Origin of the sequence: Streptomyces sp. NBC_00663 (genome assembly GCF_036226885.1) — a bacterium.
Taxonomy (GTDB): Bacteria; Actinomycetota; Actinomycetes; order Streptomycetales; family Streptomycetaceae; genus Streptomyces.
In genome coordinates this window covers 1,637,654-1,656,017 of sequence record NZ_CP109027.1, presented here as the reverse complement: position 1 = coordinate 1,656,017, position 18,364 = coordinate 1,637,654, and the positions used below count along the sequence as shown (strand labels likewise).

General features: G+C 70.9%; 15 protein-coding genes and 1 tRNA gene. 13 read left to right on the top strand and 3 right to left on the bottom strand.

Annotated features, from left to right (window positions below):
- Window positions 1–52: 52 nt before the first annotated feature.
- Entirely contained in the window at window positions 53–478 is a 426-nt protein-coding gene (locus OG866_RS07565; protein WP_329332664.1) for a PAS domain S-box protein, read from the bottom strand.
- 176 nt (window positions 479–654) lie between these two features.
- A complete protein-coding gene (locus tag OG866_RS07560) occupies window positions 655–1,686 on the bottom strand; it encodes a 2-dehydropantoate 2-reductase (protein ID WP_329332663.1) in 1,032 nt (343 codons plus the stop codon).
- Window positions 1,687–1,920: 234 nt separating this feature from the next.
- Here OG866_RS07560 and OG866_RS07555 point away from each other — a divergent pair, with 234 nt between their 5' ends.
- The 5 genes from OG866_RS07555 to OG866_RS07535 all read left to right on the top strand — a co-directional run bounded on the left by OG866_RS07555 (window position 1,921) and on the right by OG866_RS07535 (window position 6,338).
- A complete protein-coding gene (locus OG866_RS07555; protein WP_329332662.1) occupies window positions 1,921–2,598 on the top strand; it encodes a GntR family transcriptional regulator in 678 nt (225 codons plus the stop codon).
- Window positions 2,599–2,769: 171 nt separating this feature from the next.
- Window positions 2,770–2,854: transfer RNA gene (locus OG866_RS07550), tRNA-Leu, on the top strand.
- A gap of 175 nt (window positions 2,855–3,029) precedes the next feature.
- Window positions 3,030–3,170 carry a hypothetical protein gene (locus OG866_RS07545; protein WP_329332661.1) on the top strand — a complete coding sequence of 47 codons (141 nt, stop codon included), beginning with the start codon at window positions 3,030–3,032 and terminating at the stop codon, window positions 3,168–3,170.
- Between the two features lie 75 nt (window positions 3,171–3,245).
- Window positions 3,246–5,291: an elongation factor G gene (fusA, locus tag OG866_RS07540; RefSeq protein WP_329332660.1), complete on the top strand. Its 2,046-nt coding sequence runs from the start codon at window positions 3,246–3,248 to the stop codon at window positions 5,289–5,291.
- Window positions 5,292–5,423: 132 nt separating this feature from the next.
- Window positions 5,424–6,338, top strand: coding sequence for an LLM class flavin-dependent oxidoreductase (locus OG866_RS07535; protein WP_329332659.1), 915 nt, complete (start codon window positions 5,424–5,426; stop codon window positions 6,336–6,338).
- Window positions 6,339–6,355: 17 nt separating this feature from the next.
- On the opposite strand, the gene OG866_RS07530 is transcribed toward OG866_RS07535, so the two are convergent.
- The gene (locus tag OG866_RS07530; RefSeq protein ID WP_329332658.1) at window positions 6,356–8,101 is read right to left on the bottom strand and encodes a coagulation factor 5/8 type domain-containing protein; all 1,746 of its coding nucleotides are present in this window, start codon (window positions 8,099–8,101) and stop codon (window positions 6,356–6,358) included.
- A gap of 207 nt (window positions 8,102–8,308) precedes the next feature.
- Between OG866_RS07530 and OG866_RS07525 the strand changes: the two genes are divergently transcribed.
- From OG866_RS07525 to OG866_RS07490, 8 genes are all read left to right on the top strand, one after another.
- Window positions 8,309–9,625 carry an ABC transporter substrate-binding protein gene (locus OG866_RS07525; protein ID WP_329332657.1) on the top strand — a complete coding sequence of 439 codons (1,317 nt, stop codon included), beginning with the start codon at window positions 8,309–8,311 and terminating at the stop codon, window positions 9,623–9,625.
- A 5-nt stretch (window positions 9,626–9,630) separates the two neighbouring features.
- On the top strand, window positions 9,631–10,623 hold the full coding sequence (locus tag OG866_RS07520) for a carbohydrate ABC transporter permease (protein WP_329332656.1): 993 nt from the start codon (window positions 9,631–9,633) through the stop codon (window positions 10,621–10,623).
- Between the two features lie 31 nt (window positions 10,624–10,654).
- Window positions 10,655–11,494, top strand: coding sequence for a carbohydrate ABC transporter permease (locus OG866_RS07515; protein WP_329332655.1), 840 nt, complete (start codon window positions 10,655–10,657; stop codon window positions 11,492–11,494).
- 20 nt (window positions 11,495–11,514) lie between these two features.
- Window positions 11,515–12,873, top strand: a complete 1,359-nt coding sequence (locus OG866_RS07510; protein WP_329332654.1) for a GH1 family beta-glucosidase — start codon at window positions 11,515–11,517, stop codon at window positions 12,871–12,873.
- 140 nt (window positions 12,874–13,013) lie between these two features.
- Window positions 13,014–13,856: an alpha/beta fold hydrolase gene (locus tag OG866_RS07505; RefSeq protein ID WP_329332653.1), complete on the top strand. Its 843-nt coding sequence runs from the start codon at window positions 13,014–13,016 to the stop codon at window positions 13,854–13,856.
- Between the two features lie 41 nt (window positions 13,857–13,897).
- Window positions 13,898–16,234 carry a DUF4132 domain-containing protein gene (locus OG866_RS07500; protein ID WP_329332652.1) on the top strand — a complete coding sequence of 779 codons (2,337 nt, stop codon included), beginning with the start codon at window positions 13,898–13,900 and terminating at the stop codon, window positions 16,232–16,234.
- Between the two features lie 95 nt (window positions 16,235–16,329).
- Entirely contained in the window at window positions 16,330–16,866 is a 537-nt protein-coding gene (locus OG866_RS07495; protein ID WP_329332651.1) for a GNAT family N-acetyltransferase, read from the top strand.
- A 7-nt stretch (window positions 16,867–16,873) separates the two neighbouring features.
- Window positions 16,874–18,364 carry an ABC transporter substrate-binding protein gene (locus tag OG866_RS07490; RefSeq protein WP_329332650.1) on the top strand — a complete coding sequence of 497 codons (1,491 nt, stop codon included), beginning with the start codon at window positions 16,874–16,876 and terminating at the stop codon, window positions 18,362–18,364.

Sequence of the window (18,364 nt, the reverse complement as noted above, 5' to 3'; positions counted from 1 at the left end):
GGGGGCCGTTGCCTTCGGGCAACGGCCCCCACTCAGTTGCGCGTGGAGCGATTCAGACGGCCGCCTCGGCGCGCCGACGCATCAACTCCCGCTCCCGCTCACGCCGTGCGGTCACGTCCCGGATGACGGCTCCGCAGTACATGGCGCCGTCGGCGGCGGGGAGCATGACGACGCTGAACTCGATGGAGATCCTGCGCCCGTCCGCCGCGAGCGCGGGGACGTTCAGCAGGTCGGCTTCGCCGTACTTGCTGGTCCCGCGGTCCATGGCCTCCTGGAATCCGTCCCAGTGCCGCTTCTGGTGCTTCTCGGGGATGATGACGTCCAGACTCCGGCCGTCCACATCGGCCGCCGAGAAACCGAAGATGCGCTCAGCGCCCTGGTTCCAGTAGCGGATGAGTCCTTCGCCGTCGATGATCACGATGCCGTCGGGCGCCTGGGCGGCCATTGCCAGGACCACCTCGGGATGCAGATCTTCCATGTCGCCTCCGGGTAGGGGCAGTTGGTGCACAAAGTATACGGCCGATCGTATACAGGATCCATATCTGATCCAGATCCATGCGCCATGGGCCGTACACACGACTGAGGCGGGACCCCTGCGGCGCAGGGGGCGCTCCCCGCCGCTCAGGGTCCCGCCGCCGTGTCGCGGGGGGCCGGTCAGCCCTGGGTGGCCGCGGCCCGAGGGGCTGTGCGGTCCGCTCCCACGAGCACGTTCATGGGGGTGCCCGCCCGATGGGTGAGGAGGTCGGTGAGGGCGTGGATGGTGGTGAGGGTGGGGACGGGGGTGTGGGTGAGGGTGGCGAGTTCGATGACGGCAGTGAGGAGGACGTCGAGTTCGAGGGGTTTGCCGGCTTCGAGGTCTTGGAGGGTGGAGGTGCGGTGGTCGCCGACTTTTTCGGCGCCGGCGAGGCGGCGTTCGATGGTGATGTCGGGGTGGCAGTCGAGGGCTGCGGCGACGGTGAGGGTTTCTTCCATCATGGTGTGGATGACGGTGCGGGTGGCGGTGTGGTGGCACATTTGGCGCATGGTGGCGCGGGCGAGGGCGCTGATGGGGTTGAAGGAGATGTTGCCCAGGAGTTTGAGCCAGATGTCGTTGCGCAGGTCGGGTTCGACGGGGCATTTCAACCCGCCGGCCTGCATGGCTTGGCTGAAGGCGAGGCAGCGGGGGGAGAGGCTGCGGTCGGGTTCGCCGATGGAGAAGCGGGTGCCTTCGAGGTGGCGGACCACGCCGGGGGCTTCGAGTTCGGTGGCGGCGTAGACGACGCAGCCGATGGCGCGTTGGGGGGCGAGGACGGCGCTGACGGTTCCGCCGGGGTCGACGCTTTCGAGCCGGTGGCCGTTGTGGGGGCCGCCGTGGGCGTGGAAGTACCACCAGGGGATGCCGTTCTGGGCGGCGATGACGGCGGTGTCGGCGTGCAGCAGGGGTTGGATGAGTGGTCCGCACGCCGCGTAGGAGGTGGCCTTGAGGCCGAGGAAGACGTAGTCGACGGGGCCGATGTCGGCGGGGTTGTCGGTGGCGTGGGTGTGTGCGGTGAAGTCGCCGCGGGGGGAGAGGACGCGGACGCCGTGGTGCCTCATGGCCGCGAGGTGCGGTCCACGGGCGATGAGGTGTACGTCGGCGCCTGCGCGGTGCAGGGCGGCGCCGACGTAGGCGCCGATGGCTCCGGCGCCGAGGACTGCGACTTTCATGCGGGGCGAGCTCCGTTCGGTCGAGGGTGTACCGCGGAACTGTCGAACTGTGTCGACGAAATATTGTCTACAGGATGGAATGAAGCGCAGCAAGACTTAGGCCACTCCGCGGTCCGGCTCCGGTGCCCCACAACTCCCGGTCCTCCGGCGCGTTGTGCGCCGTAGACTGTAGGCGAAAGCCAATTCATAATTGGCTCCTGCACACAGCGACGATGCTGACGAGGAGGGGCCGTGATGTTGTCGACGACTGGCCTGCCGCAGGGTGCGGTGCCCAAGCTCGAACGCCCCGGCCCGTTGCGTGACCGTGTCTATGAGGCGCTCCTCGAACTCATCACCACGCGTGCTCTCCAGCCCGGCCAGCATCTGGTCGAGAGTGAGCTCGCCGGGCATCTCGGTGTCTCGCGGCAGCCGGTGCGGGAGGCGTTGCAGCGGCTCAGTACCGAGGGGTGGGTCGATCTTCGGCCCGCGCAGGGTGCGTTCGTGCATGAGCCGACCGAGGAGGAGGCCGACCAGCTCCTCACCGTACGGACGCTGTTGGAGGCCGAGGCGGCCCGGCTCGCCGCGGCCAACGCCGGTACCGCGGCCATCGCCGTCCTGGAGGAGATGTGCGCGGAGGGTGAGCGTGCCGTCGCGGCCGACGACGTGGACGCCGCCGTCGCGATGAACGCCCGGCTGCACGCGAAGATCATGGAGCTGGCCGGCAACGCGGTCCTCGCGGAGCTGGCCGCCCAGGTCGACCGGCGGGTCCGCTGGTACTACACGCCGGTCGCCCGGCAGCGCGGCCGGCAGTCCTGGATCGAGCACCGCGAACTGATCGCGGCCATCGCGGACCGCGACGAACAGCGTGCGACCGAGGCGATGCGGGCCCACACCGAGCACACGCGGAAGATGTACCACGAGCGGGCGAAATGAGCCGCCGCGCGCAATCGCCGGGTCGCGCACGGTGACCCGGCCGACCCGCCCCCGCAGTCTGCGCGAAGCGGCTCCCCGGTGCACGGATATGCAGGTGAAAGGCGCTCCGAAAGCTTGGTATTGTTGTCCATGTCGCCGCGGGGAACACCCCGGCCAGGCGGCAGACACCTAGTCCGGGTGGCGGAATGGCAGACGCGCTAGCTTGAGGTGCTAGTGCCCTTTATCGGGCGTGGGGGTTCAAGTCCCCCCTCGGACACAGAGAGTAACCGCAGCTTGTGCGGGTCGAGGTTCGCCTCGGCCCGCACAAGCTGTTTTGCGATGCCCTGGGGGCGGTCGAATATTCGCGTGCCGACCGGCCCGCCCGCTCCCTACACTCACCACGAACCGCACGCCGCCCCTGACCGGGCTCGGTGTGCCGTACGACGAGATCCATGACGAGTGAGGGGAGCCCGGCCGTGTGTGAGCGCACCGCTGCCGTCGCCTCCCGTGCCCGCTACGAGGTGATCCTCGTGTCTCCCGCCGCCCGGTACCTGCTGCGCGGCCGGTACCGGATGCCCGTCACGAACTCCTGACGCACCGTCAAGTCGAGTGTCTCGTACGGGAATCGCGCTGCCCTTTTCCCGGAACACCTCGAAAGGCCTCGGGCCGTGCGTACTCGCATCAACCCTCTCACCACCGTCCGCAACCTGGGCATCCTCGCCCATGTCGACGCGGGCAAGACCACCGTCACCGAGCGGATCCTGTTCGCCACCGGCACCACGCACCGGCGCGGTGAGGTCCACGACGGCACGACCGTCACCGACTTCGACCCCCAGGAGCGCGACCGGGGCATCACCATCTTCGCGGCGGCGATCAGCTGTGCCTGGGACGGTCATCGCATCAACCTGATCGACACCCCGGGCCATGTCGACTTCGCCGACGAGGTGGAGCGCTCGCTGCGGGTGCTCGACGGCGCGGTCGCCGTGTTCGACGCCGTCGCGGGCGTGGAACCGCAGAGCGAGTCCGTCTGGCGGCAGGCCGACCGGTACGGCGTCCCGCGGATCGCGTTCGTCAACAAGATGGACCGCGCGGGCGCCGACCTCGACACCGCCGTCGCCTCCATCCGGGAGCGGCTGCATCCGGCACCGCTGGTCGTGCAGCTGCCCATCGGGGCGGAGGACGGCTTCCGCGGGGTCGTCGACCTGGTCCGGATGCGGGCGCTGACCTGGGCCGACGGCGACGACATGGTCGTACGGGAGATCCCGCAGGCGCTTGCCGGGGAAGCGGCGCGGCGGCGTCGGCTGCTGGAGGAAGCGGTGGCCGAGCTGCATCCGGGGGCGCTGGAGGAGTTCTGCGCCCGCTCGGCGCTGGACGACCGGACGCTCGGCGAGGCGCTGCGCGATCTCACGCGCTCCGGCGACGGGGTCGTCGTGCTGTGCGGCTCGGCCTACCGCAACCGCGGTGTCGAACCGCTGCTCGACGCGCTGGTGGCGTATCTGCCGTCCCCGCTCGACGTACCCGCCGTGCGCGGCACCGGCGAGGGCGACGGGCAGGAGCGGCCCGCCGACCCGGCGGCGCCGTTCGCGGGGCTGGTGTTCAAGGTGAACGCCACCCCCACCGGACGGCTCACCTACCTGCGGGTCTACTCCGGAACCATCGAGAAGGGAGACACGGTGTGGGACTCGGGCGTACGGCGTACCGAGCGCATCGGGCGCATCCTGCGGGTGCAGGCCGACCGGCACGCCCAGCTGGAGCGGGCGGTCGCCGGGGACATCGTGGCGGTCGTCGGACTGAAGGCGGCCCGCGCCGGGTCGACCCTGTGCGCGCCGGACGCGACGCTCGTCCTCGAACCGCCGAGCGTCGCCGAACCGGTCGTCTCGGTGGCGGTCGAGGCCGTGCGGTCCACCGACACCGACCGGCTGACCCAGGCGCTCGCCCGGCTCGCCGAGGAGGACCCGTCGCTCGTCGTGCGGACCGATCCGGAGACCGGGCAGACGGTGCTGTCCGGCATGGGCGAACTGCACCTTGAGGTCGCGCTGGAGAAGGTACGGCGTGATCAGGGGCTGGACGTCAACGCCGGGCGACCGCGGGTGGCGCACCGGGAGACCGTCGGGCGCGGGGTGTCCGGGTTCGTCTTCCGGCACGTCAAACAGGACGGCGGAGCGGGGCAGTTCGCGCATGTCGTCCTCGACGTGGAGTCATGCGACGGCGACACCGGGTTCGAGTTCCGCTCCGCCGTCGTCGGCGGACGGGTGCCGCAGGAGTATGTCCGGGCGGTCGAGGCCGGCTGCCGGGACGCCCTGGCCGAGGGGCCGCTCGCGGGTCACCCCGTGACCGGGCTGCGCGTCACCCTCACCGACGGGGCGACCCATGTGAAGGACTCCTCCGACACGGCCTTCCGTACGGCCGGCCGGCTCGGGCTCCGGGACGCCCTGCGCGCCTGCGCCATGGTGCTCCTCGAACCGGTCGCCGAGGTCACGGTCACCGTGCCGGACGCCGCGGTCGGCGGAGTCCTCGGTGACCTGGCCGCACGGCGCGGCCGGGTCACCGGCTCGGCGGCGCGCGGGGGTTCCGTGGTCGTCACGGCCACCGTGCCGCTCGCCGAACTCTTCGGCTACGCGACCCGGTTGCGCAGCCGGACCCAGGGCCGGGGCACGTTCACGGCCCGGCCGACGGGGTACGCTCCGGCGCCGTCCGGAGTGACGGCTGTGTAGCCCTGGGGCTGCGGACCTAGGTCGCAGGTCCCGTTGTCGGTTCGCACCACGAACAAATAACGTTCGTGGTGCGAACTGAAAGGGTGCTCCGGCACGGGGTACACAGTCGACGGGGAGAGGGCGGAATCCGCCATGTCATTGCACAAGCCGTTGTTCGGTACCGGTATCAGCACCGCTGTCGGTGAGATCGAGGAGTCGCTCCGGCACGCCGTGCAGGCCGACCGGCAGGGCCTCGACCTGGTCACCGTCTCCGACCACCCCTACTACGCGGCCAGGCTCGACGCGTACGCCCAGATCGGCGTCGTCCTCGGCCGGACCGAGCGGGTCTCGGCCCTGGTCAGTGTCAGCAACCTGCCCAGCCGCCCCGCGCCGATGCTGGCGCGCACGGTCACCTCGCTGTCCGCGCTGACCGGCGGCCGGCTGGTGCTGGGCATGGGCGCGGGCGGACTGTGGGACGAGATCGCCCGGCTGGGGGTCGAGCGGCTCGGGCCCGGAGCCGCGGTGCGGGCCTTCGAGGAGGCCGTGACCCTGATCCGGCTGCTCGGCGGTGGCGGCGAACCGGTCACGTTCGAGGGGGAGTTCTACCAGGTGCACGGCCTCGAACCGGCCGCGGTCGTGGTGCCGCCGGTGTGGACCGGCTCGGTGGGGCCGAAGTCGCTCGCCGCCACCGGCAGGGTGGCCGACGGCTGGATCCCCGGCCACGCCGCCGACTGGCTGAGTCCGCGCTACCGCGACTCCCGGCCCGTCATCGACGAGGCCGCGCTGAAGGCGGGCCGCGATCCCGCCGACGTCGTCACGGTCTACAACCTCCCCGGCGTCATCACCGCCACCTCCGTCGCCGCCCCGCGCGACGCCGACGGGGTGTGGCGGGGCGGCTCGGTGGCGCAGTGGATCGAGGAACTCACCGGCGCCGTCCTGGAGTTCGGCGCTCACGGGTTCGTCCACTTCCGCGTGGACGACGGCACCCCGGCCGACGTCACGCTCGGCCGCTGGGCGCAGGAGATCGCCCCGGCGGTGCGGGAGGCCGTGGTGGCCGCCCGCACCTGACGTACCGTCAAGAAGCGTCAGGGATACGACACCACGGTGGACGGCACGGTCGACGTGCCCGATGTCGCCGCCCCTGTCTCGTTGATGACGTGCTCGTACTGGCCGTTGCCGCCGAGTGAGACGACGAGCAGGTCGTGGAAGCGCACTCCAGGCCGGTTCGGTGCGGCGAAGCCGTGGTGCTGCACGATCGTGGGGTCGACGTTGTAGTAGCAGTAACTGCCGAGGCCCCAGCCCTCGTGCGCGGTCACCGCGTCGCCGACGCGGTAGGCCGCGTACCCCTTGACCGTGCCGTTCTGGATCGCGGCCTGGTTCGGGGCGTCGTACGCCTTCTCGTTCTGGAAGAAGACCGTGCGACCGCGCTCGCCGAACCATTGGACGTCGTACTTGTTGAAGTGTTCCACGAACAGGCCGGTGGCGAGGACGTCGGAGCCGTTGACGATCACGCCGTAGTCCGCGCGGTTGGTCTCCCAGCCGACGCCCTCGCCGTGGTCGGCGCGCCAGACCCAGGTGTGGTCGACGATGGTGTGCCGGTTGTTGATGACCATGGAGGTCGTGGCCTTGCCGGGGCCCGCGCCGCCGATGCGGATGAACACGTCCTGCACGGTGGTGGGGTTGGCGGAGTGATCCCGCCACGCGCCGGTCGGGCCGACCTCCAGCAGGGACGCGGAGTTGACCGGCCCGGCGTCGATCAGGAAGCCGGCCAGTCGCACGCCGTCGACGTCGGCGACCTTCAGCGCGGTGACGCCGTTGTCCGGCACGAGGGTGGCGTAACCCAGGCCCAGGACCACGGTGTTGGGGCGGTTGACCTGGATCGCCCGGTCGACGTGGTAGATCCCGGGGGTCAGCAGCAGGTGCAGTCCCTGGGCGAGGGCCTGGTTCAGCGTCGCCGCCGAGACACCCGGCTTGGCGACGTAGAACCGCGACAGGGGGAGTGAGCTGCCGCGAGGTGTGCCGTTGCCCCAGGTCACCCCGCGTGCGCGGGTGCGCAGGGACGGCAGGAAGACCCGGTACTCGCCGCCGCTGAGATACAGGAAGGGCTTCTCGCGGGAGACGGGCGTGGTGTCGAGGGTGGTGTACGGCGGGTTCGGGAAGCTCTGGGCGGGGGCGCCCTCGACGCCCGAGAACACCATGTTCCAGACGCCGTTGAGCCAGCTGCCGACCGAGCTGTCCCGGGTGTACCACTGCTGCTGGGAGTACGGGCCGATCTGGCCGTCGATGCGGCTGTCGGCGATGTAGCCGCCGCTGGCCCAGCCATAGCCGGTGGGGGAGAGGTTGAGGCCGCCGCGGACATGCATCCGGCGGAACGGGGCGGCCTGGGCGACCGCCCAGCGGTTGGTGCCGTTCGCCGGGACCAGCGCGAGGTTCTCGGCCGAACGCCAGAAGTTCTGCGTGGCGTTGCCGCCGAACCAGCCCGCGTCGACCGTCACGTCCCCGTTGATGGTCGTGTCGTCGGGGGAGAGGCCCAGGCCCGCGATCGAGGTGTAGAAGCCGAGTTGGGCGTTGAGCCCGTGGTAGGTGCCGGGCTTGAAGAGCAGTGCGTAGCGGCCGGTGCCGAACTGGGCCGACTCCTGCCGGGCGAACACCGCGTCCAGCTTGGCCTGGATGTCCGGGGTGTTCGGGTCGAGGACCAGGACGTTCGGGCCGAGGTCACCGCCTCCGGGGAGGGCGTTCGGGCGGCCCCAGGACGGGGTCGCGGACAGTGCGAGGGCCGTGGGGACCGCGGCGCCGAGGACGGTTCTCCGGCTGAGCGAGGGCGAACTCATGGGCGGCTCCTTGTTCGGGAAGTGAACGACAAAAGGGTTGGGAGCGCTCTCTCGCCGAGGGATGCTTCAGTGTTCAAACGCGGACGTCAAGAGGTGCCGCCGAGTTCAACAAGTGCTGTTCAAACCCTTGACGCGCCGAACGCGGGCCGTTTAACTCACGTCCTAAATTAAGCCGTGAGTCCATTCCCTGAAGGGACACCAGGAGCCATGCGCAGCATCCGAGCCGCGGCCGTAGGCGCCGTCACCATGTCTCTCGCCCTGGCCGCTTCGGCCTGCGGAGGCGGTTCGTCGACCGAGGGCGGGTCCAACGACTCGCCGAAGACGCTCACCTACTGGGCCTCCAACCAGGGGGCGAGCGTCGAGATCGACAAGAAGGTCCTCCAGCCGGAACTCGACAAGTTCAAGAAGCAGACCGGCATCGAGGTGAAGGTGGAGGTGGTGCCCTGGTCGGACCTGCTCAACCGTATTCTCACGGCGGCGACGTCGGGCCAGGGCCCCGACGTCCTCAACATCGGCAACACCTGGAGCGCCTCCCTCCAGGCCACCGGTGCGCTGCTGCCGTGGGACGCGAAGAACTTCGAGGCGATCGGCGGCAAGGACCGCTTCGTCGACTCCGCGCTCGGCTCCACGGGCGCCGAGGGCAAGGACCCGGCCGCGGTACCGCTGTACTCGATGGCGTACGCGCTCTACTACAACAAGAAGATGTTCGCCGACGCGGGCATCGCCCAACCTCCCGCCACCTGGGCCGAGTTCGTCGAGGACGGCAAGAAGCTGTCCAAGGGCGGCAAGTGGGCCCTCGGCGTGGAGGGCGCGAACCCCTCGGAGAACATCCACCACGCGGTCGTCTTCGCCAAGCAGCACGGCGGCGACTTCTTCACCGCCGACGGCAAACCCGACTTCACCAACGACGGGGCGGTCGCCGGCGTCAAGGAGTTCGTCGACCTGATGGCCAAGAACAAGGTCATCGCACCGGGCAACGCCGAGTACGCGCAGAACCAGTCGGTGAGCGACTTCGCCAAGGGCAAGACGGCGATGCTGCTGTGGCAGTCGGCGTCCGCGAACCTCAAGTCCCAGGGCATGAGCGAGGACTCCTTCGGTATCGCCCCGGTGCCCGTGCAGTCCGGCACCCCCGGCACCGGCACCGGCGTCAACTCGATGGTGATGGGCATCAACATGGCCGTCTTCAAGAACTCCGACAACCTCGACGGCGCCAAGAAGTTCGTGAAGTTCATGACGAGCGACGCCGAACAGAAGATCCTCAACACCGCCTACAGCTCCATCCCGCCGGTGAAGGACGCCCAGTCCGACGCGGCGTTCAACACCGCCGCCAACGGTGTCCTCAAGAACACCCTCGCCACCAGCGCGGTCGCGGCCCCGCAGGTCGCCGACGAGTCCCAGTTCGAGACGGCGGTCGGTACGGCCATCAAGGGCCTGTTCGCCGACGCGGCCGCCGGCCGCGCGGTGACCACCGAGTCGGTGAAGGCGGCCCTGGAGAAGGCCCAGGCGCAGATGCCGGCGGCGTGACCCGGATGACCAGCACTGTCGAACTCCCGGTGAACAAGGGGGAGTCGGGTGAGACGGCGGCGCGTGGCCCGCGCCGCCGCGCCGCCGGCCGGATCCGCCGCGTCGGACTGCCCTATCTGCTCCTCCTGCCCGCCCTGATCCTCGAACTCCTCGTCCATCTCGTGCCGATGGTCATCGGCATCGTGATGAGCTTCAAGGAACTCACGCAGTTCTACATCCGCGACTGGGGCGCCGCCCCCTGGGCCGGCCTCGACAACTTCCGTGTGTCGGTGGACTTCGACGCCCCCGTCGGCGAGGCCCTGCTGCACTCCTTCTTCGTCACGATCGCCTTCACTCTGCTGTCGGTCGGCCTGTGCTGGCTGATCGGCACGACCGCCGCGATCTGCATGCAGGACACCTTCCGCGGCCGGGGCCTGCTGCGCGCCCTGTTCCTGGTGCCGTACGCCCTGCCGGTCTACGCGGCCGTCATCACCTGGGTGTTCATGTTCCAGCACGACAACGGCCTGGTGAACCACGTCCTGCACGACCAGCTCGGCCTCACCGACAAACCGTCCTTCTGGCTGATCGGCGACAACAGCTTCATCGCCCTGCTCGTCGTGTCCGTGTGGAAGGGCTGGCCGTTCGCCTTCCTCATCGTCATGGCCGGACTCCAGAACATCCCACGGGAGTTGTACGAGGCGGCGGCCCTCGACGGGGCCGGGATGTGGCAGCAGATCCGCCGCATCACCCTGCCGTCGCTGAGCGCCGTCAACCAGGTGCTGATCCTGGTGCTGTTCCTGTGGACGTTCAACGACTTCAACACGCCGTACGTGCTGTTCGGCAAGTCGGCGCCGGAGGCCGCGGACCTCATCTCGGTCCACATCTACCAAGCCTCCTTCGTCACCTGGAACTTCGGCACCGGCTCCGCCATGTCCGTGCTCCTGCTGCTGTTCCTGCTTCTCGTGACGGGCGTGTACCTCGCCCTCACCTCACGCGGACGGAGGGCGTCGCGTGCCTAGCTCCCCGATGGCCCCACCACGGTCCTCCCCGATGGCGCCCCCGCGGTCCTTCCTGTGGACCCGGCGTGTCTTCCTCACCCTGCTGGCCGGCTTCGTCCTGCTGCCGGTGTACGTGATGATCTCCAGCTCGCTGAAGCCGCTCGCGGACGTCACCGGCAAGTTCCACTGGATTCCGAGCGAGTTGACGTTCCAGCCGTACATCGACATCTGGTCGACGGTCCCGCTCGCCCGGTACTTCGTGAACTCCCTGATCGTGGCGAGCGCGGCAGCCGTCTGCTCGGTGGTGATCGCCGTCTTCTCGGCCTACGCCGTGAGCCGCTACGACTTCCGCGGCAAGCGCGTCTTCACGGTCACCGTCCTGTCGACGCAGATGTTCCCCGGCATCCTCTTCCTGCTCCCGCTGTTCCTGATCTACGTCAACATCGGCAACGCCACCGGCATCGCCCTGTTCGGCTCGCGCGGCGGGCTGATCCTGACGTACCTCACCTTCTCCCTCCCGTTCTCCATCTGGATGCTCATCGGGTACTTCGACTCGGTGCCGCGCGACCTGGACGAGGCGGCACTGGTGGACGGCTGCGGCCCGCTCGGCGCGCTCTTCCGGGTCGTGGTGCCCGCCGCGATCCCCGGGATCGTCGCCGTCACCGTCTACGCGTTCATGACTGCCTGGGGCGAGGTGCTGTTCGCGTCGGTGATGACCAACGACACCACCCGCACCCTCGCCGTCGGCCTCCAGGGCTACTCCACGCTCTACGACGTCTACTGGAACCAGATCATGGCGGCCTCGCTGGTCGTGAGCGTCCCGGTGGTGGCCGGCTTCCTGCTCCTCCAGCGTTATCTCGTCGCCGGTCTGACGGCGGGCGCCGTCAAGTGACCACTCCTGAAAGGACTTACGTGACCATCGATCTCGCCGCACTCCCGCACGACTTCCTGTGGGGCACGGCCACAGCCGCGTACCAGATCGAGGGAGCCGTGGCCGAGGACGGCCGTGCGCCGTCGATCTGGGACACCTTCTCGCACACCCCGGGAAAGGTGGCGGGCGGCGACACCGGCGACATCGCCTGCGACCATTACCACCGCTGGCGCGAGGACATCGGCCTGATGCGCCAACTCGGCGCCGACGCCTACCGGTTGTCCATCGCCTGGCCGCGGGTGGTGCCCGGCGGCGACGGCCCGGTCAACCCCAAGGGCCTCGCCTTCTACGACGAGTTGATCGACGGCCTGCTGGCGGCCGGCATCACCCCGTCCGTCACCCTCTACCACTGGGACCTGCCCCAGGCCCTCCAGGACCGCGGCGGCTGGCCGGCCCGGGACACCGCCGAGCACTTCGCCGCGTACGCCTCGGTCGTGGCCGAGCGGCTGGGTGACCGGGTGCACCACTGGACCACCCTCAACGAGCCCCTGTGCTCGGCGTGGATCGGCCACCTGGAAGGCACGATGGCCCCCGGCTGGACGGACCTCACGGCGGCGGTCCGGGCCTCCTGCCATCTGCTCCTCGGCCACGGCCTCGCCGTACAGGCCATCCGCGCGGCAGCCCCCGGCGCCCAGATCGGCATCGTCAACAACCTCTCCACGGTGCACCCCGCCACCGACCGCCCGGAGGACCTGCGGGCCGCCCGCCGTATGGACGGCCACACCAACCGCTGGTGGCTGGACCCGATCCACGGCCGCGGCTTCCCGGCGGACATGGAGGAGGTGTACGGCGTCGAACTCCCCTTGAAGCCGGGCGACCTGGAGACCATCGCCGCCCCGCTCGACTGGCTCGGCCTGAACTACTACTTCCCGCAGACCGTCGCCGACGACCCCAGCGGCCCGGCCCCGCACGTCCGTTCCGTCCGCCGTGTCGGCGTACCCCGCACCGGCATGGACTGGGAGATCGACGCGAGCGGCATCGAGACCCTGCTCCTCCGCCTCACCGAGGAGTACGGGGCACAGCGGCTGTACGTCACCGAGAACGGCTCCGCCTACCCGGACGTCGTACGCCCCGACGGCACGGTCGACGACCCCGAGCGGCAGGACTACCTGACCCGGCACCTCGCCGCCTGCGCCTCCGCCGCCCGCAAGGGCGCCCCGCTGGCGGGGTATTTCGCCTGGTCGCTGCTCGACAACTTCGAGTGGGCCTACGGCTACGACAAGCGCTTCGGGCTCGTCCACGTCGACTACCGCACCCAAACCCGCACGATCAAGGGCTCCGGGCACCGCTACGCGGAGATCATCCGGGCTCACCGGGGGCGGGAGCGGCACGCGGCATAGGGGAGCGGACGGGGCCGGAAGTACCTGGTCACCGGGGTCCTAGGGTGGTTCGTGGCCGCGCCCCGGGACCCTGACTGGGAGGGTCGCCCGGCGCCGCTTATTGCGTTGCCGCAGGTGAGAGCCGCTGAAAGGCTCACGCCATGCCCACCTTCAGCGCACCCGACGGAACCGCCCTCGCCTACCACGCCACCGGCGACGGCCCGCCCCTGGTCTGCCTTCCCGGCGGCCCCATGCAGGCTTCCGCGTACCTCGGCGACCTGGGCGGCCTCACCGCCCACCGCACCCTGATCCGACTGGACCTGCGAGGCACGGGCGACTCGGCGACACCGACGGACCCGGCGTCGTACCGCTGCGACCGACTCGTGGACGACGTCGAGGCGCTGCGGAAGGAACGGGGCCTGGAGCGTGTGGACCTGCTCGCGCACAGCGCCGGCGCGAACCTCGCGGCCCTCTACACGGCCCGCCACCCCGACCGGGTCGCGCGCCTGGTCCTGGTCACGCCGAGTGTGTACGCGGTCGGTATCGACATCACCGCCGAGGACCGGCTGCGCACTGCGCGGTCGCGCCGGGACGAGGAGTGGTTCGGCCCGGCGTACTCGGCTCTGGAGGCGGTGACGGAGGGGCGCGCGACGGGCGACGACTGGCAGGCCATCGCCCCGTTCTGGTTCGCGCGCTGGGACGCGCAGGCGCGGGCCGTGCGGGCCGCCGAGGCCGAGCAGCGCAACGACGAGGCGGCGGGCGCGTACGGCTCGGAGGGCGCCTTCGACCCGGGGGCCACGCGGGCGGCCCTGGCCCGGTTCGCGGGGGCCGTGCTCGTACTGGCGGGGGAGACGGACGTGGCGGGGCCGCCACGGGCGATGGCGGAGTACGCCAGGCTGTTCGGGGAGGCGGAGCTGGTGGTCCAGGCCGGGGCGGCGCACTTTCCATGGCTGGACGACGCGGGGAGCTTCGCGCGGACCGTGGAGGCCTTCCTGCACGGCTGAGGGCGGGGCCGTTGTCAGTGCTGCCTGCCATGATCCGGGGCATGCTCTACGACGACTTGGCGCGGGCGTTGACCGATGCCGCCTTCGAGCTGGACGTCCGGTCCGCCGACCTGGCGGGGCTCACCGACGAGCAGCTCGGTGAGCTGCTTCCGGACGCCCACCGGGTGCACCATGCCATGGTCCCGCCCGCGACCTGGCGGGCGGCCCTGGCGGTTCGGAACGCGGCGGACGAACGGCGACCGCGCGTCACGCCCGACGCCTGCCGCCGGCTGTTCGAGGCGCTCGTCGCGCAGAGCCGGCACAGCGAGTTCGGGGTCAGCCTGGTGCCGGGCGTGGCGGCGCTGGTGCGCTGCACGGGCGACTGGCCCGACCTGTCCGGGCCCGCACGGGCCCTGACGGAGAGTCTGCTGGAGAAGCAGGGTGTGGCGCACCCGTACTCGCTGTTCCTGGTCGCCACTCTCGCGGACGAGGCGACACTGCGCGCGGTCGCGGACCGTCTCGGAGAGGGATCCATCGCCATGGCGGAGCTCGACGTCCTCACCGGGCTCACCCCGGCCGAGCGGACGGTGATGACGGAACTGGACCTGGTCAACACCTACCAGGAGCCGGAGTCCACCCCACAGGTGTGGCAGAAGCTGGCCGACCTTCCGCCCTACGTCGACTTCACCCGGCGCGCGCTGGAAGCGGCGGCCGACCGGGCCGACGGGATCCGGTCCGGCGAGCTCCCGTACCGCGCCGACAAGGCGTTCACGGCCCGGGAGGTCGCCGTGCTCGGCCAGGCCGCGCGGGTGGCACTGCTGCGGGACGAGGACTGGCTTCCGGACGTGTACGAGCGACTGCTGCCCGGTGTCGCGGTCGCGCCGACGGCGGCGAGGACGGTGCCGTCGCAGGCGCTCCTGTACGAACTGGTCCGCGCGGCCAAGGAGTTCCCCACCCCGGAGGCGGTCACCGCGATCCGCACCGCCCGTTCGGTCACCCGGCACGCGGGCGTGCCCAAACAGCTCGACAAGCTGCTGAAGAAGGTGGAGGCGGCGCTGGCCCAGCGCACGCAGGTGGCCCTGCGCCTGCCGAGGCTGGGCTTCGACGACGAGGGTGTCCTGCGCAGGCCGGCCGGCGAGGGCTGCACGGCCGTGGTCACGGTCACCGAGACCGCCGGGCTGACGTGGGAGAAGGACGGCCGTCCGGTGCGTGGTGTCCCGGCACCGGTCCGCCGCGACCACGGGGACCTGGTGAAGGAGCTGCGGGACCTGGTCAAGCGCGTGGACATCCAACTGGCCACGCTGGCACGGGCCCTGGAGGGCGGTCTGCCGGTCGACACCGTCCACCGCTTCGGCCGGTGGCGCACGGAACTGGCCGAACACCCGCTCGCCCGGCCGGTCGTGGGCAGACTGATCTGGGAGATCGAGACGGCACCCGGTGCGTGGCGGCCGTTCCTGCCGGCGACGGAGAACCTCCCCGACGCCCCCGACGACGCCTCCGTCCGCCTGTGGCACCCGATCCGCGCCGACGCCGAGACCGTACGGGCCTGGCGGGACCGGCTGGTGGACGGGGAGCTCCGCCAGCCGTTCAAGCAGGCGTTCCGGGAGATCTACCGGCTCACCCCGGCCGAGGAGGAGACCCGCCTGCACTCCAACCGTTTCGCCGCGCACCTCGTCCACTACCGCAGGATGCGCGGGCTGTTCCGGGCGCGGGGCTGGACGAGCCGCCTGCTGGGCCCGTGGGACGGCGGCGACGGGGACGAGGCGACGCGGACGCTGGTCGCGGGCGGTTGGCGGGCCCGCTTCTCCCATGCCTTCGTGGACTGGGCGGACGACGACCCGGTCGCCTCGACGGACCGGGTCCGGTTCGACCGGCGGGTGGACGGCCGATGGCGGGAAGCGCCGCTGGCCGAGGTGCCCTCGCTGGTCTTCAGCGAGGCCATGCGCGACGTCGACCTCTTCGTCGGCGTCACCTCGATCGCCGCGGACCCCGACTGGACCGAACAGGGCCCGGCCCGCGCCTACTGGGAGCGCGCCGGTTTCGCCGACCTCACGGAGACCGCCGAGGCCCGCCGTGACGCGCTCACCCGCATCCTGCCGCGGCTGAAGATCGCCGACCGCTGCACCCTGCACGACCGCTTCCTCGTCGTCCGGGGCGACCTGCGCACGTACCGCATCCACCTCGGCTCGGCCAACATCCTGATGGACCCCGACGACTCCTACCTGTGCATCGTCCCGTCCCGCGCCGGGATCCGCGCCAGGATCTTCCTGCCGTTCGAGGACGACCGCCTCTCGCTGATCCTCAGCAAGGCGATGCTGCTGGCCGCGGACAGCGAGATCACCGACGGTTCCATCCGGGCCCAGATAGCGAACTCCGGCGACGGCGCCACGCGTTTTTGAAAATGGATGTCATGTCGGTAAGTTGTGAGGGTGCTCCCGACCACAGTCAAATCACCCCGTGATCATGCTCTGCCGCTAATGCATATGATGTGCAAGTGCATGACTACAGCATCAGGGCCGCGGGCCCGGACGACCTGGACGGTGTGCGGGCCGTGATGCTCGACACCGTCTACCGCGACTTCGGCACCGGGTACGTGCCCCGCTGGCACGGCGACATCATCGACCCGGCCGCCGCCTATCTGGCCCCGGCGCGGCACACCCTCCTCGTCGCGATCGACCCGGACGGCGGCGAGGTCGTCGCCACCGGCGCCCTCGACGCCCGCGGCCCGGCCCACCCGCCGAACCCCCGCCATGTCGCCGAGCGCTACCCCTCCGGGGAAACCGCCCAGGTGCGCCGGGTCTACGTCCGCCCCGAGCACCGCCGACGCGGCCTCGCCCGGCGCCTGGTCGCCGAACTGCTGGCGTTCGCCGCCGCCGACGGCGCCTACCGCGCCGTATATCTGCACACCGATCCGTCCGTCCCCGGCGCCGAGGCGTTCTGGCGGTCGCTCGGCAAGCTCGTGCACGACGAGCGCGACGACCCGGACGGCGGCAACGGCGTCCTGCACTTCGAACTTCCGATGGGACGGTGACCGGCCGATGCGCCGCCTCCGACTGCTCTGCGCGTTCCTGCTCACCCCGGTCCTGAGCGGCTGCTTCGCCTCCGAGGGGGCCGACGGCTCGGCCGACGACACGGACAACGGCTCCCGGCTGCGGGCCGCCCTCGCCTTCCCGCCCGCCGAGAACCTCTCGCCGTACGGCGCCGACGCCACCATCCTCAGCCGCCTCGGCGTCACCGAGGGCCTGACCGCCCTCGACGCCAACGGCGCCGCGGCCCCCGCGCTCGCCTCGTCCTGGCGGCGCGAGAACGACCGCACCTGGCTCTTCACCCTGCGCGAGGCCACCTTCCAGGACGGCACCGAGGTCACCCCGGCCGCCGTCGCCGCCTCCCTCACCCATGCCACCGAGGCCCGGCCCGCCCCGGCCGCCCTCGCCGGCGTCACCCTCACCGCGAAGACCGAGGGAAGCACGGGCGTACGGGTCACCACGAAGGACCCCGACCCCGTCCTGCCGCTGCGCCTGTCCAGCCCGAACCTCGCCGTCCTCTCCGCGAAGGCCTACGCCGAAGAGGACGGCGTCGACCCGGTCGGCCATGCCACCGGACCCTTCGAACTCACCAAGGTCATGGGCGCCACCGCCGCCACCCTCGACCGCTTCACCGACTACTGGGGCGGCCGGGCCCAGGCCGCCGGGATCGACGTCAAGTTCGTCGCCGACGGCACCGCCCGCGCCAACGCCCTGCGCACCGGCCAGGTCGACCTCGCCGAGGCGATACCCGTCGCCCAGGCCGCCACCCTCGACAAGGGCCTGCGCAAGGCGACCGCCACGACCCGTACCACCAGCCTGCTGCTCAACACCGGGTCGGGGCCCTTCAAGGACGCCGGTCTCAGGGCCGCCGCCCGCCGGGCCGTCGACACCTCGGTGTTCGCCAAGGACGTCTACGAGGGATACGCGGACGCCGGCACCGGCATCTACGGGCCCGCCGTCACCTGGGCCGAGGGCAAGCGGACCGCGCCGAGCGGACGCGCACCGGCCACCGACGCAGACGGGACCACGATCACCCTCGCCACCTACGACAACCGGCCCGAACTCCCCGAGGTCGCCCAGGTGTTGAAGCAGCAACTGGAGAAGGCGGGATTCAAGGTCGATCTGGAGGTGCGCGAGTACTCACGGCTCGAAACCGACGCGCTGGACGGGAAGTTCGACGCGTTCGTCCTCGCCCGCAACACCCTCGTCGACACCGGCGACCCCGTCTCCGTCCTGGCCAGTGACTACTCCTGCGACGGCGGCTACAACATCGCCCAACTCTGCGACAAGAACGTCGACAAGGCCGTCGCCAAGGCCGAGGGCCTCGCCGGCACCGGCGAACGGCAGGACGCGGCCATGGCCGCAGAGGCGCGGATCCTGGGCACCGACGCCGTCGTCCCCCTGGTCCACCAGCAGATCATCACCGGCGTCGGCACCGGCGTGCGCGGCGCGCTCCTCGACCCGTACGAGCGCACGCTCGTCGGTATCGGCACCCGGCGCTGA

Coding starts and splice junctions, on each gene's coding strand:
- OG866_RS07565 (WP_329332664.1), bottom strand. CDS start 478: ATGGAAGATCTGCATCCCGAGGTGGTCCTGGCAATGGCCGCCCAGGCG.
- OG866_RS07560 (WP_329332663.1), bottom strand. CDS start 1,686: ATGAAAGTCGCAGTCCTCGGCGCCGGAGCCATCGGCGCCTACGTCGGC.
- OG866_RS07555 (WP_329332662.1), top strand. CDS start 1,921: ATGTTGTCGACGACTGGCCTGCCGCAGGGTGCGGTGCCCAAGCTCGAA.
- OG866_RS07545 (WP_329332661.1), top strand. CDS start 3,030: ATGACGAGTGAGGGGAGCCCGGCCGTGTGTGAGCGCACCGCTGCCGTC.
- OG866_RS07535 (WP_329332659.1), top strand. CDS start 5,424: ATGTCATTGCACAAGCCGTTGTTCGGTACCGGTATCAGCACCGCTGTC.
- OG866_RS07530 (WP_329332658.1), bottom strand. CDS start 8,101: ATGAGTTCGCCCTCGCTCAGCCGGAGAACCGTCCTCGGCGCCGCGGTC.
- OG866_RS07525 (WP_329332657.1), top strand. CDS start 8,309: ATGCGCAGCATCCGAGCCGCGGCCGTAGGCGCCGTCACCATGTCTCTC.
- OG866_RS07520 (WP_329332656.1), top strand. CDS start 9,631: ATGACCAGCACTGTCGAACTCCCGGTGAACAAGGGGGAGTCGGGTGAG.
- OG866_RS07515 (WP_329332655.1), top strand. CDS start 10,655: ATGGCGCCCCCGCGGTCCTTCCTGTGGACCCGGCGTGTCTTCCTCACC.
- OG866_RS07505 (WP_329332653.1), top strand. CDS start 13,014: ATGCCCACCTTCAGCGCACCCGACGGAACCGCCCTCGCCTACCACGCC.
- OG866_RS07500 (WP_329332652.1), top strand. CDS start 13,898: ATGCTCTACGACGACTTGGCGCGGGCGTTGACCGATGCCGCCTTCGAG.
- OG866_RS07490 (WP_329332650.1), top strand. CDS start 16,874: ATGCGCCGCCTCCGACTGCTCTGCGCGTTCCTGCTCACCCCGGTCCTG.